The 17,774-nt window shown below is 63.9% G+C and carries 17 protein-coding genes; 10 read left to right on the plus strand and 7 right to left on the minus strand.

Annotated elements, in window-relative coordinates; genetic code table 11:
* Window positions 1-2 precede the first annotated feature (2 nt).
* Both lolD and NK8_RS09235 read right to left on the minus strand, forming a co-directional pair.
* A complete protein-coding gene (lolD, locus tag NK8_RS09230) occupies window positions 3-716 on the minus strand; it encodes a lipoprotein-releasing ABC transporter ATP-binding protein LolD (RefSeq protein WP_061177282.1) in 714 nt (237 codons plus the stop codon).
* Window positions 709-1,962 carry a lipoprotein-releasing ABC transporter permease subunit gene (locus tag NK8_RS09235; protein WP_213226136.1) on the minus strand — a complete coding sequence of 418 codons (1,254 nt, stop codon included), beginning with the start codon at window positions 1,960-1,962 and terminating at the stop codon, window positions 709-711. Before NK8_RS09235 ends, lolD begins: the two co-directional genes overlap by 8 nt.
* Before the next feature lie 235 nt (window positions 1,963-2,197).
* Between NK8_RS09235 and NK8_RS09240 the strand changes: the two genes are divergently transcribed.
* The 5 genes from NK8_RS09240 to NK8_RS09260 all read left to right on the plus strand — a co-directional run bounded on the left by NK8_RS09240 (window position 2,198) and on the right by NK8_RS09260 (window position 8,857).
* Window positions 2,198-3,292, plus strand: a complete 1,095-nt coding sequence (locus NK8_RS09240; protein WP_213226137.1) for a regulator — start codon at window positions 2,198-2,200, stop codon at window positions 3,290-3,292.
* 13 nt (window positions 3,293-3,305) lie between these two features.
* Window positions 3,306-5,009: a single-stranded-DNA-specific exonuclease RecJ gene (gene recJ, locus NK8_RS09245; RefSeq protein ID WP_213226138.1), complete on the plus strand. Its 1,704-nt coding sequence runs from the start codon at window positions 3,306-3,308 to the stop codon at window positions 5,007-5,009.
* Window positions 5,010-5,093: 84 nt separating this feature from the next.
* A protein-coding gene (gene prfB, locus NK8_RS09250; RefSeq protein WP_162065936.1) for a peptide chain release factor 2 occupies window positions 5,094-6,198 on the plus strand; the annotation gives its coding sequence in 2 pieces (ribosomal slippage) (window positions 5,094-5,174 and window positions 5,176-6,198; 1,104 coding nt in all).
* Window positions 6,199-6,285: 87 nt separating this feature from the next.
* Window positions 6,286-7,812, plus strand: a complete 1,527-nt coding sequence (gene lysS, locus NK8_RS09255) for a lysine--tRNA ligase (protein WP_213226139.1) — start codon at window positions 6,286-6,288, stop codon at window positions 7,810-7,812.
* A 271-nt stretch (window positions 7,813-8,083) separates the two neighbouring features.
* Window positions 8,084-8,857: a glycine zipper 2TM domain-containing protein gene (locus NK8_RS09260; protein WP_213226140.1), complete on the plus strand. Its 774-nt coding sequence runs from the start codon at window positions 8,084-8,086 to the stop codon at window positions 8,855-8,857.
* Window positions 8,858-8,938: 81 nt separating this feature from the next.
* Here the strand turns inward: NK8_RS09260 and pssA are convergent, their stop codons facing one another.
* From pssA to NK8_RS09285, 5 genes are all read right to left on the minus strand, one after another.
* Complete coding sequence (gene pssA / locus NK8_RS09265; RefSeq protein ID WP_162065939.1) at window positions 8,939-9,805, minus strand: CDP-diacylglycerol--serine O-phosphatidyltransferase; 867 nt, start codon at window positions 9,803-9,805, stop codon at window positions 8,939-8,941.
* A gap of 13 nt (window positions 9,806-9,818) precedes the next feature.
* Window positions 9,819-10,463 carry a phosphatidylserine decarboxylase gene (locus tag NK8_RS09270; protein WP_162065940.1) on the minus strand — a complete coding sequence of 215 codons (645 nt, stop codon included), beginning with the start codon at window positions 10,461-10,463 and terminating at the stop codon, window positions 9,819-9,821.
* Window positions 10,464-10,559: 96 nt separating this feature from the next.
* A complete protein-coding gene (gene ilvC, locus NK8_RS09275) occupies window positions 10,560-11,576 on the minus strand; it encodes a ketol-acid reductoisomerase (RefSeq protein ID WP_086973543.1) in 1,017 nt (338 codons plus the stop codon).
* A 67-nt stretch (window positions 11,577-11,643) separates the two neighbouring features.
* Entirely contained in the window at window positions 11,644-12,135 is a 492-nt protein-coding gene (gene ilvN / locus NK8_RS09280; protein ID WP_008341906.1) for an acetolactate synthase small subunit, read from the minus strand.
* A gap of 108 nt (window positions 12,136-12,243) precedes the next feature.
* Complete coding sequence (locus tag NK8_RS09285) at window positions 12,244-14,007, minus strand: acetolactate synthase 3 catalytic subunit (RefSeq protein ID WP_162065941.1); 1,764 nt, start codon at window positions 14,005-14,007, stop codon at window positions 12,244-12,246.
* Window positions 14,008-14,417: 410 nt separating this feature from the next.
* On the opposite strand from NK8_RS09285, the gene NK8_RS09290 reads away from it, so the two are divergent.
* The 5 genes from NK8_RS09290 to NK8_RS09310 all read left to right on the plus strand — a co-directional run bounded on the left by NK8_RS09290 (window position 14,418) and on the right by NK8_RS09310 (window position 17,756).
* On the plus strand, window positions 14,418-14,981 hold the full coding sequence (locus NK8_RS09290) for an RNA polymerase sigma factor (protein WP_162065942.1): 564 nt from the start codon (window positions 14,418-14,420) through the stop codon (window positions 14,979-14,981).
* Window positions 14,978-15,430: a DUF3619 family protein gene (locus NK8_RS09295; RefSeq protein WP_213226141.1), complete on the plus strand. Its 453-nt coding sequence runs from the start codon at window positions 14,978-14,980 to the stop codon at window positions 15,428-15,430. Before NK8_RS09290 ends, NK8_RS09295 begins: the two co-directional genes overlap by 4 nt.
* A 28-nt stretch (window positions 15,431-15,458) precedes the next feature.
* Window positions 15,459-16,220 carry a DUF3106 domain-containing protein gene (locus NK8_RS09300; protein ID WP_213226142.1) on the plus strand — a complete coding sequence of 254 codons (762 nt, stop codon included), beginning with the start codon at window positions 15,459-15,461 and terminating at the stop codon, window positions 16,218-16,220.
* 32 nt (window positions 16,221-16,252) lie between these two features.
* A complete protein-coding gene (locus NK8_RS09305; RefSeq protein WP_213228584.1) occupies window positions 16,253-16,738 on the plus strand; it encodes an RDD family protein in 486 nt (161 codons plus the stop codon).
* Between the two features lie 67 nt (window positions 16,739-16,805).
* Window positions 16,806-17,756 carry a UDP-2,3-diacylglucosamine diphosphatase gene (locus tag NK8_RS09310; RefSeq protein ID WP_225936153.1) on the plus strand — a complete coding sequence of 317 codons (951 nt, stop codon included), beginning with the start codon at window positions 16,806-16,808 and terminating at the stop codon, window positions 17,754-17,756.
* The last annotated feature ends 18 nt before the right edge of the window (window positions 17,757-17,774 follow it).

The following is a 17,774-nucleotide window of genomic DNA, read 5'->3' on the forward strand; positions in this document are numbered from 1 at the left end:
CGTTATACCGGCACGGACGGCTCTTCGTGCAGCACGCCGTCGCGCAGGCGCATGATGCGGTCGCAGCGCGCGGCGAGATCGGGATCGTGCGTGACGATCACGAAGCTCGTCTCGAGCGTCTGCGACAACTCCAGCATCAGATTGAAGACGGTGTCGGCGGTGCCGCCGTCGAGATTGCCGGTCGGTTCGTCGGCGAGCACGCACGCGGGGCGCGTGACCAGCGCGCGCGCGATCGCCACGCGCTGGCGCTCGCCGCCCGACAGCTCGCCCGGCCGATGCTTCGCGCGATGCCCGATGCCCACGCGCTCCAGCATTTCCTGCGCTTCCTTGCGCGACGCCTCTTCCGACATGCGGCGGATACGCAACGGCATCGCGACGTTGTCGAGCGCCGTGAATTCCGGCAGCAGATGATGAAACTGATACACGAAGCCGAGCGCGCGATTGCGCAGCTCGTTGCGCTCCTTTTCCTTCAGCTGCGTGAACGGCTTGCCGAGCAGCGAAACCTTGCCCGCGCTCGGCTCGTCGAGGCCGCCGAGCACATGCAGCAGCGTGCTCTTGCCCGAACCTGACGCGCCGACGATCGCGAGCTTTTCGCCGCGATAGACATCGAGTTGCGCGTTGTCGAGCACCTGCACGTTGAAGCCGCCCTGCACGAACGTCTTCGAGATCGCGGACGCCTGCAGCACCAGATTGTTGGCCGGAATCAGATCACTCATAGCGCAGCGCCTCCGCCGGACGAACCTTCGCGCCGCGCCAGCTCGGATAGAGCGTTGCGAGCGACGACAACACGAACGCGATGATGCCGATCTTCGCGACATCGCCCGGCACCAGCTCCGACGGCAGTTCGCTGATGAAATACACCGAAGACGGCAGGAACTGCACGTTGAACAGATGCTCGATCATCGGCACGAGCCACGGAATGCTCCACGCGATGAGACAGCCGAGCGACACGCCGAGCGCGGTGCCGATGAAGCCGATCGTCACGCCCTGCACGACGAAGATCTTCATGATCGAGCCGGGCTGCGCGCCGAGCGTGCGCAGGATCGCGATATCGGCCTGCTTGTCGGTGACGGTCATGACGAGCGAGGACACGAGATTGAACGCCGCGACCGCGATGATCAGCGTGAGGATGATGAACATCATGCGCTTTTCGATCTGCACGGCGGAGAACCAGGTCTTGTTCTGCTGCGTCCAGTCGCGGATATAGAGATCGCCCGAAAGCGTGCGCGCGAGCTGGCGCGCGACTTCGGGCGCGCGCTGCATGTCTTTCAGTCGCAGCCGCACGCCGGTAGGCGCGGGCAGGCGGAAGAGCGCCTCGGCGTCGCGGATCGAAATGAGCGCGAGCGTCGAATCGTATTCGTAGTGCCCGGACTCGAAGATGCCGACCACGGTGAATTGCTTGAGACGCGGCATCATCCCCGCCGGCGTGATGGTGCCTTCGGGCGCGACGAGGGTGATCTTGTCGCCGTCCATCACGCCGAGATTGGCCGCCAGATCCTTGCCCAGCACGATGCCGAATTCGCCTGGCCTGAGATCCGCGAGCTTGCCAGCGCGCATTTCCTTGCCGATATCCGACACTTCCGGCTCCAGCGACGGCTCCACACCGCGCAATGCGACGCCGCTCACCGCGCCCTGGCGCGTGAGCAGCGCCTGCGCTTCGACATAGGGCGCGGCGCCGGTCACTTCCGGATTGCGGCGCGCTTCCTGCGCCGTCAGTTGCCAGTTGGGCATGGAGCCGGTCGGCGAAAAGATTTCGACGTGCGCGAGGACCGACAGCATCCGGTCGCGCACTTCCTTCTGGAAGCCGTTCATGACCGACAGCACGACGATCAGCGCGGCGACGCCGAGCGCGATGCCCGCCATCGACACGAGCGCGATGAAGGAGATGAAGCCGTTGCCTGTGGTGCGTTTGCTGGCGCGCGTGTAGCGCCAGCCTATCTGCCATTCGTACGGAAGTTTCAAGCGATTCCTTTCTGCTGCTGGTTCAGCGTTGTTGTGCCCCGGGTGCATCGTATGAATACGCGGCGGCGGTCTTCGCGGATGCGTGCCGCCTGCGGCGAAGCGCGTTGACGACCACGGCCAAGCGCGAAATTTGCGAAAGTTTGCCATATATGAGGAAAGCGTCGCACTAGCACGCGTCGATCGCGAGGCAAAACCGGTCTGGCGCGCCCCGTCGCCCTATCCGCTTTGCCCTACAATGCCGAGCATCATGCCCGTTCAACATCTCCATCTCCTGTTGCCGTTCGCCCTGCCCTCGGCCGCGGACGCCGCCACCGCCCTGCACGGACTGGAGAGCGCGGCGCTCGATAAGCTGCTCGCCCGCGCCACGCTCGAAGAGCGCATCGTCGGCGAGGATTTTCAGCGCACGCTGCCGCACGAACGCTGGATCGCGCGGCGCTTCAACGCCGTCACGCCCACCGACCAGCGTTACGCCGACGACGCCCCGCTCGCGCCCTTCATGCTGCTCGCCGATGGCGGCACGCCCGGCGATGCGATGTGGGCCTGCATCGAGCCGGTGCACGTGCGGATCGCGCACGATCATCTGGTGCTGATCGACCCCGACACGCTCGGCGTGCATACCGAGGAAGCGCGCGCGCTGCTGCAGACCGCACGGCCGGTGATCGAAGACCTCGGCGTGACGCTGCAAGCGCCGACGCCGCTGCGCTGGTACGTATCCGGCGACGCGCTGGGCGCGCTCGCGGGCGCATCGCCGCTGCGCGCGACGGGCCGCAACATCGAAATCTGGCTGCCGCACGAGGCCCGCACCGGCGAACGCTCGCGCGCGTGGATGAAGCTGCAGAACGAAGTGCAGATGGCCTGGTTCGAGCATCCGCTGAACCTCGAGCGCGAATCGCGCGGGCTGCCCGCGATCAATTCGATCTGGCTGCACGGACAAGGCGCGCTGCGGCCCGTGCAAAGCCCGTTTGCGCGCGTGATGTCGGACGCCGCCGCGACGCGCGGTCTTGCGCTCGCGGCGGGCGTGAAACCGTCGATGCCGCCGGAGTCGTTCGCATCGCTGCCCAGCGACGGCGTGCAAGGTACGACGCTCGTCGAGCTGAATCCTTTCTCCGCGCCGTTCATCGAACTGGATTGGGCGCGCTGGAACGCATCGCTCAAGGAACTCGAAAGCGCGTGGTTCGCCCCCGCGTTGCGCGCGCTCACCGATGGCTCGCTCGGCCGCCTGAGCCTCACGCTCTGCGGCGACACCGGCTCGGTCACGCTCTCGGTCACGCGCGCGGATCTGCGCAAGTTCTGGCGGCGCCGTCCGATCGCGGCGCTCTTCATCGAATAAGGTACTTCCTGCAATGACGCGAATCGTTACGCGCGCCCCCTCTCCCGCCGACGCCGAAGCGCTGATGCGCCACGGCCTGCATCCCGTCATCGCGCGCCTGTACGCGGCGCGCGGCGTCACGTCGCCCGATGACGTCGAAACCGAGTTCAAACGCCTGCACGCGCCCGCCGGCCTGAAAGGGTGCGACGACGCCGCCGCCGTGCTCGCCGATGCGCTCGCGGCAGGCAAGCGCATGCTAGTCGTCGCGGATTACGACTGCGACGGCGCAACCGCCTGCGCGGTGGCCGTGCGCGGGCTGCGCATGTTCGGCGCGCACATCGACTATCTGGTGCCGAACCGCTTCGAATACGGCTACGGGCTCACGCCTGAAATCGTCGAGCTGGCCGCGCGTTCGAAGACCGGCCTGCCCGAACTGCTCATCACGGTCGATAACGGCATCGCCAGCGTCGACGGCGTTGCTGCGGCGAACGCGCTCGGCATCGACGTGCTCGTCACCGATCATCACCTGCCCGGCGACGAACTGCCCGCCGCGCGCGCGATCGTCAATCCGAACCAGCCGGGCTGCGCGTTTCCGAGCAAGTGCATCGCGGGCGTGGGCGTCATGTTTTATGTGCTGCTGGCGCTGCGCGCGGAGTTGCGCCGCCGCGGCGCTTATTCCGATGGCACGCCCGAGCCGCGTCTGGACGGCCTGCTCGATCTCGTCGCGCTCGGCACCGTCGCCGATGTCGTGAAGCTCGATTGCAACAACCGCATTCTGGTCGCGCAGGGTTTGAAGCGGATTCGCTCGGGGCGCATGCAGCCGGGCATCGCCGCGCTCTTTCGCGCCGCCGGGCGCGACGCGCGCGCGGCGTCGGGCTTCGATCTCGGCTTCGCGCTCGGCCCGCGTCTGAACGCGGCGGGACGGCTGTCGGACATGTCGCTCGGCATCGAATGCCTGACCACCGACGACGTCGGCCGCGCGTGGGAACTCGCGCAACAGCTCGATTCGATGAACCGCGAGCGACGCGAAATCGAAGCCGGGATGCAGCAGCAGGCGCTCGCCGAACTGCAGACGATCGATCCGGGCGAGCGCGCGACGCTCACGCTCTACGACGCGAGCTGGCATCAGGGCGTGATCGGAATCGTCGCGGGGCGGCTGAAGGAGCGGTTTCATCGGCCGTCGTTCACCTTCGCCCATGCCGACGACAGCGGTATGCTCTGCAAGGGCTCCGGCCGCTCGATTCCCGGTTTTCATCTGCGCGATGCCGTCGATCTGATCAGCAAGCGCGAGCCCGGCCTCATCCACAAGTTCGGCGGCCACGCGATGGCCGCGGGCCTGACGATGTCCACCGCCGACATTCCGCGCTTCACCGCCGCGTTCGAGGCGATCGGACGCGAATGGCTGACGGCGGAGGCGCTGTCGCGCACCGTCGAAACCGATGGCGAACTGGAAGACGCCTACTTCACGCCGCAATTCGTCGAAATGCTCGACGCGGCGGTCTGGGGACAAGGCTTTCCCGCGCCGACGTTTTCCGGCGAGTTCGAAGTCGCGTCGCAGGCGCTTGTGAAGGAGAAGCATCTGAAGCTGTCGCTGTTGCGCGGGCGTCAGCGTTTCAACGCGATCTGGTTCAACCACGTCGATCCGCTGCCGCCGCGCGCAACCGTCGCGTACCGGCTCGTCAGCGATTCGTGGAACGGCGTCGCGCGGGTGCAACTGATCGTCGAGCACGCGGGCTGAGCAGGCGCACCGGGCAGCGCCGAAGCCGGGGAAACACTGTCAATCGGCTATAATTTCATCTTTTTACGAAGCCGAAGATCGACAATGGAAGCGGAACGTCTCAACGCGATCGAAAGCCTTCTGGCCGACCTGCGCCGCCGCGCGGGCGAGCTACGGGGGTATCTTTGACTACGACGCCAAGTCCGCGCGTCTAGCCGAAGTCAACAAGGAACTCGAAGACCCGAACGTCTGGAACGACTCGAAGAACGCCCAGGCGCTCGGTCGTGAAAAGAAGCTGCTCGACGGCGTGGTCACGACCATCAGCGCGCTCGACAACGATCTGCGCGACGCCAGCGACCTCTTCGAGATGGCGCACGAGGAAAACGACGAGGACACGCTCGTCGCGTGCGAATCCGACGCCGATGCGTTGCGCGTTCGCGTCGAGGACATGGAATTCCGCCGGATGTTCTCGAACCCGGCCGATCCGAACAACTGCTTCATCGACATTCAGGCGGGCGCGGGCGGCACCGAGGCGTGCGACTGGGCGTCCATGCTGCTGCGCCAATATCTGCGCTACTGCGAGCGCAAGGGCTTCAAGACCGAAGTCCTCGAAGAATCCGAAGGCGACGTCGCCGGCATCAAGAGCGCGACCATCAAGGTCGAAGGCGAATACGCGTACGGCTATCTGCGCACCGAAACCGGCATTCACCGGCTCGTGCGCAAGTCTCCGTTCGATTCGTCGGGCGGCCGGCATACGTCGTTCTCGTCGGTGTTCGTGTATCCGGAAATCGACGATTCGATCGAGATCGAAATCAATCCCGCCGATATCCGCACGGACACGTATCGCGCATCGGGCGCGGGCGGCCAGCACATCAACAAGACCGACTCGGCGGTGCGTCTCACGCACGCGCCCACCGGCATCGTCGTGCAGTGCCAGAACGACCGCTCGCAGCACCGCAACCGCGCGGAAGCCATGCAGATGCTGAAGGCGCGTCTCTACGAATTCGAGATGCGCAAGCGCCAGGCCGAACAGGACAAGCTCGAATCGAGCAAGACCGACGTGGGCTGGGGTCATCAGATTCGCTCCTACGTGCTCGACCAGAGCCGCGTGAAGGATCTGCGCACCAACGTGGAAATGAGCAACACGCGCGCCGTGCTCGACGGCGACCTCGACGACTTCATCGGCGCGAGCCTGAAACAAGGCGTTTAAGTCTTCAGGCGCGGATATCGGTTGGCGATATCCGCGCTTTCGTTTCATTCCGCCGCGCATTCGCCGCATTCAAAGCCAAGAATCATCATGACCGAACCGACTCAACCGGGCGTCGCTCCCGAACTGGAAGAGAACCAGATCATCGCCGAGCGGCGTGACAAGCTGCGCGCGCTGCGCGAGCAAGGCGTCGCCTATCCGAACGATTTCCGCCCGACGCATCAGGCCGCGGCGCTGCAAGGCGAATACGCCGACACGGACAAGGACGCGCTCGAAGCGAATCCCCTGCCCGTCGCGATCGCCGGCCGGATGATGCTCAAGCGCGTGATGGGCAAGGCCAGCTTCGCGACGGTTCAGGACGGCAGCGGCCAGATCCAGTTCTTCGTGACGCCCGCCGATGTCGGCGCCGAAACCTACGACGCCTTCAAGAAGTGGGATCTGGGCGACATCATCGCCGCGAAGGGCGTGCTGTTCCGTACCAACAAGGGCGAACTGTCGGTGCGTTGCACGGAATTGCGCCTGCTCTCGAAGGCGCTGCGCCCGCTGCCGGACAAGTTCCACGGCCTCGCCGATCAGGAAACGCGCTATCGCCAGCGCTACGTCGATCTGATCGTCACGCCGGAATCGCGCAAGACCTTTATGGCGCGCACCAAGGCCGTCACGTCGATCCGCAATTTCATGTCGCAGGCGAGCTTCATGGAAGTCGAAACGCCGATGCTGCACCCGATTCCGGGCGGCGCGGCGGCGAAGCCTTTCACGACGCATCACAACGCGCTCGACATGCAGATGTTCCTGCGTATCGCGCCCGAGCTGTATCTGAAGCGGCTGATCGTCGGCGGCTTCGAGCGTGTGTTCGAGATCAACCGTAACTTCCGGAACGAAGGCGTGTCGCCGCGTCACAATCCGGAATTCACGATGATGGAGTTCTACGCCGCGTACACCGATTACCGCTGGCTGATGGACTTCACCGAGCAACTGATCCGCCAGGCCGCCGTCGATGCGCTCGGCACCGCGACCATCACGTATCAGGGCCGCGAACTCGATTTGAGCAAACCGTTCCATCGGCTGACGATCAATCAGGCGATCCAGAAGTACGCGCCGCAGTACACCGACGCGCAGTTGTCGGACGCCGCGTTCCTGCGCACGGAACTGAAGAAGTTCGGCGTCGATACGACGCAGCCCGCTTTCCTCAACGCGGGTGTGGGTTCGCTGCAACTCGCGCTGTTCGAGGAGACGGCGGAATCGCAACTGTGGGAGCCGACGTATATCGTCGATTACCCGATCGAAGTGTCGCCGCTCGCGCGTGCGTCGGATTCGGTGTCGGGCATCACTGAGCGTTTCGAGCTGTTCATCACGGGACGCGAGATCGCCAACGGCTTCTCGGAGCTGAACGACCCTGAAGATCAGGCCGCGCGCTTCCAGAAGCAGGTCGATCAGAAAGACGCCGGCGACGAAGAAGCGATGTTCTTCGATGCCGACTACATCCGCGCGCTCGAGTACGGCATGCCGCCGACGGGTGGCTGCGGGATCGGTATCGACCGTCTGGTGATGTTGCTCACCGACAGCCCGAGCATCCGTGATGTGATTCTGTTTCCGCATCTGCGCCGGGAAGACTGAGTTTTTCTGGTTCAATCCGACCATCGAGAAAGGCGCGCCCACCGAGGCGCGCTTTTTTTCGTCTGCAAGATTTTGTTGTAACCGCTGGTAAATATTTCAAGGCTGATCTGGCGTGCGTGAACTGCCAGCCTTGGCGGCGTATCTGGCACCGGTCGTGCTTTTATTCAAAAGCGTCGATCTGCCGAAATTGTTACAAGCCGGAAAAGCGAAAAATCCAGGTTTCACCCAGAATGAGTAGAGCCGCAATTCGCCTCGCAATGGAGGTTCATAAATGGATAACGGAACCAGCAAACTCAGCACGTCGCCCGCTCCCGGCGGCGGCGCTCAGCCGCAGCAGCGGCGCCTGCATCCGCTCGTCGCGACGGCGGCGGGCGCGGTCATCGTCGCGAGCCTCGTCGCCACCGCGGCGATGACGGGACTGTTCCCGAAAGCGTCGAGCAACGGCGCGCAGAATCCGCAGACGCAGACGGCGGCTGTTGCGCAGCAGCCAGTGGTGGATTCCGCCGCGCCGAGTCCGGCGCAGCCGAGCGCGGCCCAGCAGCAGGCAGCGGCTCAACAACAGGCAGCGCAGCAACAGGCGGCTCAGCAAGCGGCAGCTCAACAGCAGGCGGCTCAGCAAGCAGCAGCCCAGCAGCAAGCGCAGCAGGCTCCGGCGCAGCCTCAACCCGCGCAGCCGTCGTATGCACAGCAGCCGGCGCAGCATCCGGCATATTGCTCGACCTGCGGCACCGTCGAATCGATTTCGGCCGTCAAGCAGGAAGGTCACGGGACGGGGATCGGCGCGGTCGGGGGCGCGGTTGCGGGCGGTGTTGTCGGCAATCAGTTCGGACGCGGCGGCGGCCGCACCGCGATGACCCTGCTCGGCGCGCTGGGCGGCGGTCTCGCGGGCAATTCGGTCGAGAAGCATCTGCGCAGCGAAACCGATTATTCGGTGCACGTGCGAATGGAAAACGGCAAGACGCGCACGTTCACGTACAAGAACCCGCCGCCGTTCGCGCAGGGTCAGCGCGTGCATATTCAGAACGGGACGCTGGTCGCGGGTTGATCGCCTGACGGGAACCTCAACGCAAAAAGGCGGCAAACCTCTTCGGTTGCCGCCTTTTTCTTTCGCGTGAACGCGCTCGCCTCAATGCTCCCGCTGCAAACTGCGCGCAGGATTCGGCCTGCCCCGCAGCGCGAGATAGCCCCACCAGATATAGCCCGAAAAGCCATACAGCACGAACAGGCAGAACAGCATGACTGGCGGGTCGGACGACACCAGCACGAACGCCACGACGATCAGCAGCACCCCCGCGAACGGCACGCGAAAGCGCACATCGAGCGCCTTGCCGCTGTAGAACGGCGCGTTCGACACCATCGTCACGCCCGCGTAAATGGTCAGCGCGAACGCGACCCACGGCAGCCACACGAGCTTGAGCGGCACGCGGTTATCGGTCGCGAGCCACACGAAGCCCGCGATCAACGCCGCCGCTGCCGGCGATGGCAAGCCCTGGAAATAACGCTTGTCGACCACGCCGATGTTCGAATTGAAACGCGCGAGCCGCAGCGCCGCGCCCGAGCAATAGACGAACGCCGCGAGCCAGCCCCAGCGCCCGAGATCCTTCAGCACCCATTCGTACATCACGAGCGCGGGCGCGACGCCGAACGACACCATGTCCGAGAGGCTATCGAACTGCTCGCCAAACGCGCTCTGCGTATGCGTCATGCGCGCGACGCGGCCATCCATGCCATCGAGCACCATCGCGACGAAAATGGCGATGGCCGCGATCTCGAAGCGCACGTTCATCGCCTGGACGACGGCGAAGAAGCCGCAGAACAGCGCGGCCGTGGTGAACGCGTTGGGCAGCAGATAGATGCCGCGCTTTCTCAGGAACTGCTGCCGTTTCGCGCGCCGCGTCTCCACGGCGCCGACGTCCTGCGCGGCCTTGTTGCGACGAAACGCGCGCGGAGGCGTCGCGGTTGCGCGGTTACGGCGCGGTTTGAATGCCGCCATCGAGACCTCCGCGTTATTCCGCGAACTCGGCGAGAATCGTCGACGAAGCCGAAACCTTTTCGCCGATCGACACGCGCGGGCGGCTGCCGACCGGCAGATACACATCGACGCGCGAGCCGAAGCGGATGAAGCCGTAGCGCTGGCCGCGCGTGAGCGGCTCGCCGACGTGCACGTAGCACAGAATGCGTCGCGCGATGAGCCCCGCGATCTGCACCGACGTCACGGTGTGCCCGCCCGCCGTCTGCAGCACGACCGCGTTGCGCTCGTTCTCGGTCGAGGCCTTGTCGACGGCCGCATTCAGATACGCGCCCGGAAAGTACTGCACCTTCGTGATGGCGCCGTCCACCGGCGAGCGTTGCGAATGCACGTTGAACACGTTCATGAACACGCTGATCTTGAGCGCTTCGCGGCCCACGTACGGATCGTGCGCGGTTTCGACCGCGACGATGCGTCCGTCGGCCGGACACAGCACCGCGTTGGACTGGGTCGGAATCGGGCGGGCCGGATCGCGGAAGAACTGGACGACGAAAATCACGATCAGCCAGAAGATCCAGGCGAAGCCGAAGCCGCCCATCGCTTGCACGAGGATGGCAACGACAGCCGCGATGGCGATGAACGGCCAGCCTTCGCGGGCAATGATCGGATGAGGATAGTTCATGAACGGGTTCTGTGTTTTTAAAAACCGTAGGATAGCAAAAGCCGCCCGGCGCACAGGGCTGCCGGGCGGCTTTCGATATAGCAAAAAACGTGACGCTTAGTTCTTCGACTGGTCAACCAGCTTGTTTTTCGCGATCCACGGCATCATCGCGCGCAGCTTCTCGCCGACTTGCTCGATCTGATGCTCCGACGTCAGACGGCGGCGCGATTGCAGCGTCGGCGCGCCAGCACGGTTCTCGATGATGAAGCTCTTCGCGTATTCGCCGGTCTGGATGTCCTTCAGCACGGCCTTCATCGCCTTCTTCGTCTCTTCCGTGACGATGCGCGGGCCCGTCACGTACTCGCCGTATTCGGCGTTGTTCGAGATCGAGTAGTTCATGTTGGCGATGCCGCCTTCGTAGATCAGGTCGACGATCAGCTTGAGTTCGTGCAGGCACTCGAAGTACGCCATTTCCGGCGCGTAGCCCGCTTCCACCAGCGTTTCGAAGCCGGCCTTGATCAGGTCGACGGTGCCGCCGCACAGAACCGCTTGCTCGCCGAACAGGTCGGTTTCGGTTTCTTCACGGAAGTTCGTCTCGATGATGCCCGCGCGGCCGCCGCCGTTCGCCACTGCGTACGACAACGCGACATCGCGTGCCGAACCCGACTTGTCTTGTGCAACGGCGACCAGGTGCGGCACGCCGCCGCCCTGGCTGTACGTGTTGCGCACAGTGTGGCCCGGCGCTTTCGGCGCGATCATGATGACGTCCAGATCCGCACGCGGGATCACCTGGCCGTAATGGATGTTGAAGCCGTGCGCGAAGGCGAGCGCCGCGCCTTGCTTGGCGTTGTCGTGCACTTCGTTCTTGTAGACTTCGGCGATCTGCTCGTCGGGCAGGAGCATCATGACCACATCTGCGCCCTTCACGGCTTCGGCCACTTCCTTCACCTTGAGGCCCGCGTTCTCGGCCTTGCTCCACGATGCGCCGCCACGGCGCAAGCCCACCGTCACGTTCACGCCGCTGTCCTTCAGGTTGAGCGCGTGTGCATGGCCTTGCGAGCCATAACCGATGATGGTGACTTGCTTGCCCTTGATGAGGGAGAGGTCGGCGTCCTTGTCGTAGAAAACTTTCATGGTGGTTCCTTGAGTCCTGATGCGTTGAATGGTTGCGCTACTTTGCTGCTATTTGATGAGGAAGGCGTCAGACCTTGAGAATCCGCTCGCCCCGGCCAATGCCGGAGCTGCCCGTGCGAACGGTTTCGAGGATCGCCGTGGCGTCGAGCGCCTGAATGAACGCGTCGAGCTTGTCGCTCGCGCCGGTCAGTTCCATCGTGTAGGTCTTCTCGGTCACGTCGATGATGCGGCCGCGGAAGATATCCGCCATGCGCTTCATTTCTTCGCGTTCCTTGCCGACCGCCCGTACCTTGATGAGCATCAGCTCGCGCTCGATGTGGGCGCCCTCTGTCAGGTCGACCACTTTCACCACCTCGATCAGGCGGTTCAGGTGCTTCGTGATCTGTTCGATCACGTCGTCCGAGCCAATCGAGACGATGGTCAGCCGCGACAGCGAACTGTCCTCGGTCGGCGCCACCGTCAGCGTTTCGATGTTATAGCCGCGTGCCGAAAAGAGCCCGACGACGCGCGATAACGCGCCCGGTTCGTTTTCCAGCAAAACGGAGATGATGTGTTTCATGTGTTTTTCCCGAATGTGTCCAGAAGTGGCCTTCGTTCGAAAAACCCGCGCGCGACGCTCGTCCTTTGTGAAGACAGGCGCGCGCGAGCCTCGCGAGACAAAGCCGCGTTATAGATCCTCAGACCCGAGCAGCATTTCCGTGATGCCTTTGCCTGCCTGCACCATCGGGAATACGTTTTCGGTGGGATCGGTCTGGAAGTCGAGAAATACGGTGCGATCCTTCAAACGCAGCGCTTCCTTCAGCGCCGGTTCGACGTCCGCGGTCTTTTCGACACGAATGCCGACGTGGCCATACGCCTCAGCCAGCTTCACGAAATCGGGCAGCGCGTCCATGTACGAACTGGAATAGCGCTTCTTGTATTCGATCTGCTGCCACTGGCGCACCATGCCGAGATAGCGGTTGTTCAGCGAAATGATCTTGACGGGCGTGTTGTACTGCTTGCACGTCGAGAGTTCCTGAATGCACATCTGGATGGAGCCTTCGCCCGTGATGCACACCACTTCGTCGTCAGGAAAGGCCATCTTCACGCCCATCGCCGCCGGCAGGCCGAAGCCCATCGTGCCGAGGCCGCCCGAGTTGATCCAGCGGCGCGGCTTGTTGAACGGATAGAACTGCGCCGCCCACATCTGGTGCTGGCCGACGTCGGAACACACGAACGCCTCGCCGTCGGTGAGCTCCCAGAGCTTCTCGACGACGTACTGCGGCTTGATGATCTCGCTCTTGCGGTCGTAAGACAGGCAGTCCTTCGAGCGCCAGCCTTCGATCTCGTCCCACCACGTCTTGAGCGCCTGCGTGTCCGGGCCGTGCTCCGCGTGCTGAAGCTGCTCGATCAGTTCCTTCAGCACCTCCTTCACGTCGCCGACGATCGGAATATCGACCTTCACGCGCTTGGAAATGGACGACGGATCAACGTCGATATGAATGATCTTGCGCGGCGACGACGCGAAGTGCTTCGGATCGCCGATCACGCGGTCGTCGAAGCGCGCGCCGATCGCGATCAGCACGTCGCAGTTCTGCATCGCCATGTTGGCTTCGTACGTGCCGTGCATGCCGAGCATGCCGAGGAACTTCTTGTCGGACGCGCGGTAGCCGCCGAGGCCCATCAGCGTGTTCGTGACGGGATAGCCGAGCAGATCGGCGAACTGGTTCAGCTCGCGCGATGCGTCCGCGAGAATGATGCCGCCGCCGGTATAGATGTACGGGCGCTTCGCCGACAGCAGCAGTTGCACCGCCTTGCGGATCTGGCCGGAATGGCCCTTCGTGACCGGGTTGTACGAGCGCAGCGACACGCTCTTGACCGGCTCGTACTTGCACGGCGCCTTCGACACGTCCTTCGGAATGTCGATCAGCACCGGGCCGGGACGGCCGGTACGCGCGATATAGAACGCCTTCTTGACGGTCGCGGCGAGGTCGCGCACGTCCTTCACGAGGAAGTTGTGCTTCACGCACGGACGCGTGATGCCGACGGTGTCGCATTCCTGGAAGGCGTCGAGGCCGATGGCCGCGGTGGGCACCTGGCCGCTGATGACGACGAGCGGAATCGAATCCATGTAGGCCGTGGCAATGCCGGTGACGGCATTGGTGACGCCCGGGCCCGAGGTCACGAGGCACACGCCCACGTTGCCGGTCGAGCGCGCGTAGGCGTCGGCGGCATGCACGGCGGCCTGTTCGTGGCGCACGAGAATGTGCTGGATCTGGTCCTGCTTGTACAGCTCGTCGTAGATGTAGAGTACCGAGCCGCCGGGATAACCCCAGATGAATTCGACCTTTTCGTCAGCAAGCGCGCGCATGAGCACGGTGCCGCCGATGGAGTCAGCTTCGTGAGGAGGAGTGGTATCCGACGTGGAGAATTCCGCGCTAGGCATGTTCATTCATCACCTTTCGAATTTTCGGCAAAAAATTGATTGGGTGCTCTCTACCGGGCTTGTGGCTCGGGTTCAAGCGGCGCGTCTAGGTTTGGCAGGCAAACTTCTTGGGCTCGCCTCAAAGCAGACATTTCACTGATGATGCGAGTCAGAAAATGTAACAGTGGCGTGCGCGGCGGGTCAAGCAAAAAGTTTCCGAATGCGCCGATAGCGCGGTATTCCGTGCCGCCTCGAATGAAAGCGTCTTGCAAGCGCAAGCTGTCGAATGCATGGTCATTTGACCGAACGCACGTCGCCAACGGCAACAAAACATCTCAAATTGTCCGGATGCCGCGAAACTTTGCTAGGATTCGCAGGTTTTCCTCGAACCTCACGATCCCTTTCGACGCAAATTCGTTGCGCCGGGTCCCCAACGGATGGCATCAGACAAGGAACTCGCCGATTTCCTGGCGGGCGTCGAAAGACGCGCGTTCAAGCAAACCGTGTACACCGTTCGCGACGACGACGCGGCGCTCGACATCGTGCAAGACGCGATGATCAAGCTGGCGGAAAAATACGGCGACCGCCCACCATCCGAGCTTCCGCTCCTGTTCCAGCGTATCCTGCAGAACGCGACGCATGATTATTTCCGTCGCCAGAAGGTGCGCAACACCTGGGTCAGCCTCTTCTCGTCCTTCGGCAACGCCGACGACGACGAATTCGACCCGCTCGAAACCTTCGAATCCGAAGACGGCGCGGCCGGCAGCGAAAGCAGCGAAAGCAAACTGGAGCGCGAACAGGTATTGAATCTGATCGACGCCGAAATCCAGAAACTGCCCGCGCGTCAACGGGAAGCGTTTCTCATGCGTTACTGGGAAGACATGGATGTCGCCGAGACGGCCGCCGCGATGGGGTGCTCCGAGGGCAGCGTGAAGACGCACTGTTCACGCGCCACGCACACTCTCGCACAAGCCCTGAAAGCCAAAGGGATCACGCTATGAGTTCCGCTCTTGAAACGAAGGAAAACGAGTTCGCGCTGAAGGTCGTGCGCGCACTCGACGAAAACACGTCGAATATTCCGGCTGCCGCCGTCGACCGGTTGCGCGATGCGCGCCGCGTCGCGATCGCGCGCAAGAAGCCGGAGAAAGTGGCCGTCACGATGGCCGCGCCCGCGTTCACGCCGGCCTTCGCCGGCGCGGGCGGAACGCTCACGACGGGCGAGTCCGGGGACGATCATCGTCCGAAGGGACTGCTCGCGCGGCTCGGCGGGCTCGGCCTCGCCTGGCCGCTCGCGGCGCTCATCATCGGACTGGCGGGCATCGCGTACTGGGAAGATCAGCAGCGCAAGGCGGAACTCGCCGAAATCGACGCGGCCATGATGAGCGACAGCCTGCCGATCGACGCCTATCTCGATCACGGTTTCAACGCGTACCTGACGCGCAATCATTAAGCACTGAATACAGCGGGGGAATTTTCGGGTGAGTTACAAGCGCGGTCTCGCGATTGTCTTTGGTTGCGCGATTGCGGGTCTGGTTGCGTTCGCCGCGACTTATCCGCGCTTTTATTCCACCGCCGCCACGCCTTCGGCCGCCGCCGCGCCGAGCGGCGGTTCGGGCGCGGCTGTCGATGCGAGCGGCTCGCCGCTGTCCGCCTTGTCTTCCGAAAGCCCGCTCGCCTGGAGCCGTCTCACCGAAGCGCAGCACGCCGCGCTCGCGCCTTTCGCCACGCAGTGGGACTCTTTCTCCGACGAACGCAAGCAGAAGTGGCTGAAGATCGCGTCGCGGTTCCATCGGATGTCGCCCGAAGCGCAGAAGCATCTGCATCAGCGCATGGAGGAATGGGTGCGCCTCACGCCGGACCAGCGCAAGGTCGCGCGCGAAAACTATCAGGTATCCAAATCGGTGCCGCTGGAAAAGCGCGAAAAGGCGTGGGACGCCTATCAGAAGCTGTCCGAAGAACAGAAGAAGAAGCTTGCCGCGAGCGAGCACGTGCGCCGTCCGACCGTAGTCTCCGCGCCGCCCACGGGCAAAACCGAAGTGAAGGACATCAACCGCCTCGTCGCGGCGCGCGAGCAGGGGCATGCATCCGGACACGCGGAAGGCGGATCGGCCGTCGCACCCGCCGCGCCGGTCTCCGGCGTGCCGACGCAGCCCGCCATTCCCAACGCCGCGAGCATCGTGCCGGCCACGCCGATACCGGTGTCGCCGCAGCAGGCGCCCTCGATGTACAACGGCTCGTGAGCGCGCAGCCGGCAGTGCTCAGCGTCGATCCGATGCGCGCGCCCACGCTGCGCCGCCGCCTCGCGACGATGCTCTACGAGAGCGTGATACTTTTCGGCGTGGTGTTCCTCGCCGGCTATCTCTTCAGCACGCTCACGCAGCAACGCAACGGCCTCACGCATCACAACTGGCTGATGTCGTGGATTGGCATCGTGCTCGCGGCCTACTTCGTGTACTTCTGGACCCACGGCGGCCAGACCCTGCCGATGAAAACCTGGCGCCTCAAGGTCGTCGACGCGCACGGCCAGCCGCTCGGAACGGGCCGCGCGCTAGCGCGTTACGCCCTCGCGTGGCTGTGGTTCCTGCCACCGCTCGCGTTGCATCCGCTCTTCTCCCTCGCCGTGCCGCAGACGCTCGCCGTCTTCGCGGCATGGGTCGCGCTGTGGGCCGCCGCCGCGTGGCTCGATCCGGCGCGTCAATTCCTCCATGACCGCCTCGCCGGCACACGCATCGTCGCCGCGCAACCTGTTGTCAAGTAATAAGAACTTCTCGTGACTGTCACGGCTCGGTCACGGCCGCATGGCGCAATGTGCATACCGAAACCCGATGCGCGAGCCAATGGCCTTCAACCCGTCAGCCCCGCCCTCTCCTTTCAGCCTTAGTCACAACGAACTGCGCGCCGGTCCTTTCGCACTGCGATCCGAGTCCAGGGAATCCCATGAGTCCGCGTCGACCGGCGCGCCCGTCCATCGCGACGAGCCCGCCGATTCCGGCGACGCGCCGCAGCGTTATCGCACGATCTGGCTCTCGGACATCCATCTCGGCTCGGGCGGCTGCCAGGCGAACTATCTCCTCGATTTCCTGCGCCATCACGAGTCGGAGTATCTGTATCTCGTCGGCGACATCATCGACGGATGGCAGTTGCGCAAGGGCTGGTTCTGGCCGCAGGCGCACAACGACGTCGTGCAGAAAATCCTGCGCAAGGCGCGCAAGGGCACGCAGGTCATCTTCATCCCGGGCAATCACGACGAAGCCGCGCGCCAGTTCTGCGATCTCGCGTTCGGCGACATCCACGTGCGCGGCGAAGCCTTCCATACGACGCTCGCGGGCAAGCGTCTGTGGATCGTGCACGGCGATCTCTTCGACGGCGTGATCCAGCACGCGAAATGGCTCGCCTATCTCGGCGACACCGCCTACACCGCCATCCTGCTGCTCAACCGCTGGTTCAATCGCGTGCGGTCGAAACTCGGCTTCAACTACTGGTCGCTGTCGCAATACCTGAAGCATCAGGTGAAGAACGCGGTGAACTTCATCTCGCAGTTCGAGCGCGTGATGACCGACGAAGCGCGCCGCCGCGGCTGCGACGGCGTCGTGTGCGGGCATATCCACAAGGCCGAGATCCGCGACATCGACGGCATTCTCTACTGCAACGACGGCGACTGGGTCGAAAGTCTCTCGGCGCTCGTCGAGACCCATGACGGCGAACTGAAGATCGTCTACTGGACCGTGATGCGCTCGCCCGAAGCACATGCGGGCAAAGCGCGCGCGACCGTCTGAATTCCGAACGAACCACGG

Source organism: Caballeronia sp. NK8 (assembly GCF_018408855.1).
GTDB lineage: Bacteria > Pseudomonadota > Gammaproteobacteria > Burkholderiales > Burkholderiaceae > Caballeronia.

What these genes read in the sequence shown, in the direction of transcription:
- NK8_RS09260 (WP_213226140.1), top strand. Translation starts at nt 8,084, where the DNA reads ATGGATAACGGAACCAGCAAACTCAGCACGTCGCCCGCTCCCGGCGGC.
- lysS (WP_213226139.1), top strand. Translation starts at nt 6,286, where the DNA reads ATGACCGAACCGACTCAACCGGGCGTCGCTCCCGAACTGGAAGAGAAC.
- NK8_RS09285 (WP_162065941.1), bottom strand. Translation starts at nt 14,007, where the DNA reads ATGAACATGCCTAGCGCGGAATTCTCCACGTCGGATACCACTCCTCCT.
- pssA (WP_162065939.1), bottom strand. Translation starts at nt 9,805, where the DNA reads ATGGCGGCATTCAAACCGCGCCGTAACCGCGCAACCGCGACGCCTCCG.
- NK8_RS09290 (WP_162065942.1), top strand. Translation starts at nt 14,418, where the DNA reads ATGGCATCAGACAAGGAACTCGCCGATTTCCTGGCGGGCGTCGAAAGA.
- ilvC (WP_086973543.1), bottom strand. Translation starts at nt 11,576, where the DNA reads ATGAAAGTTTTCTACGACAAGGACGCCGACCTCTCCCTCATCAAGGGC.
- lolD (WP_061177282.1), bottom strand. Translation starts at nt 716, where the DNA reads ATGAGTGATCTGATTCCGGCCAACAATCTGGTGCTGCAGGCGTCCGCG.
- ilvN (WP_008341906.1), bottom strand. Translation starts at nt 12,135, where the DNA reads ATGAAACACATCATCTCCGTTTTGCTGGAAAACGAACCGGGCGCGTTA.
- NK8_RS09295 (WP_213226141.1), top strand. Translation starts at nt 14,978, where the DNA reads ATGAGTTCCGCTCTTGAAACGAAGGAAAACGAGTTCGCGCTGAAGGTC.
- NK8_RS09240 (WP_213226137.1), top strand. Translation starts at nt 2,198, where the DNA reads ATGCCGAGCATCATGCCCGTTCAACATCTCCATCTCCTGTTGCCGTTC.
- recJ (WP_213226138.1), top strand. Translation starts at nt 3,306, where the DNA reads ATGACGCGAATCGTTACGCGCGCCCCCTCTCCCGCCGACGCCGAAGCG.
- NK8_RS09310 (WP_225936153.1), top strand. Translation starts at nt 16,806, where the DNA reads ATGCGCGAGCCAATGGCCTTCAACCCGTCAGCCCCGCCCTCTCCTTTC.
- NK8_RS09270 (WP_162065940.1), bottom strand. Translation starts at nt 10,463, where the DNA reads ATGAACTATCCTCATCCGATCATTGCCCGCGAAGGCTGGCCGTTCATC.
- NK8_RS09305 (WP_213228584.1), top strand. Translation starts at nt 16,253, where the DNA reads ATGCGCGCGCCCACGCTGCGCCGCCGCCTCGCGACGATGCTCTACGAG.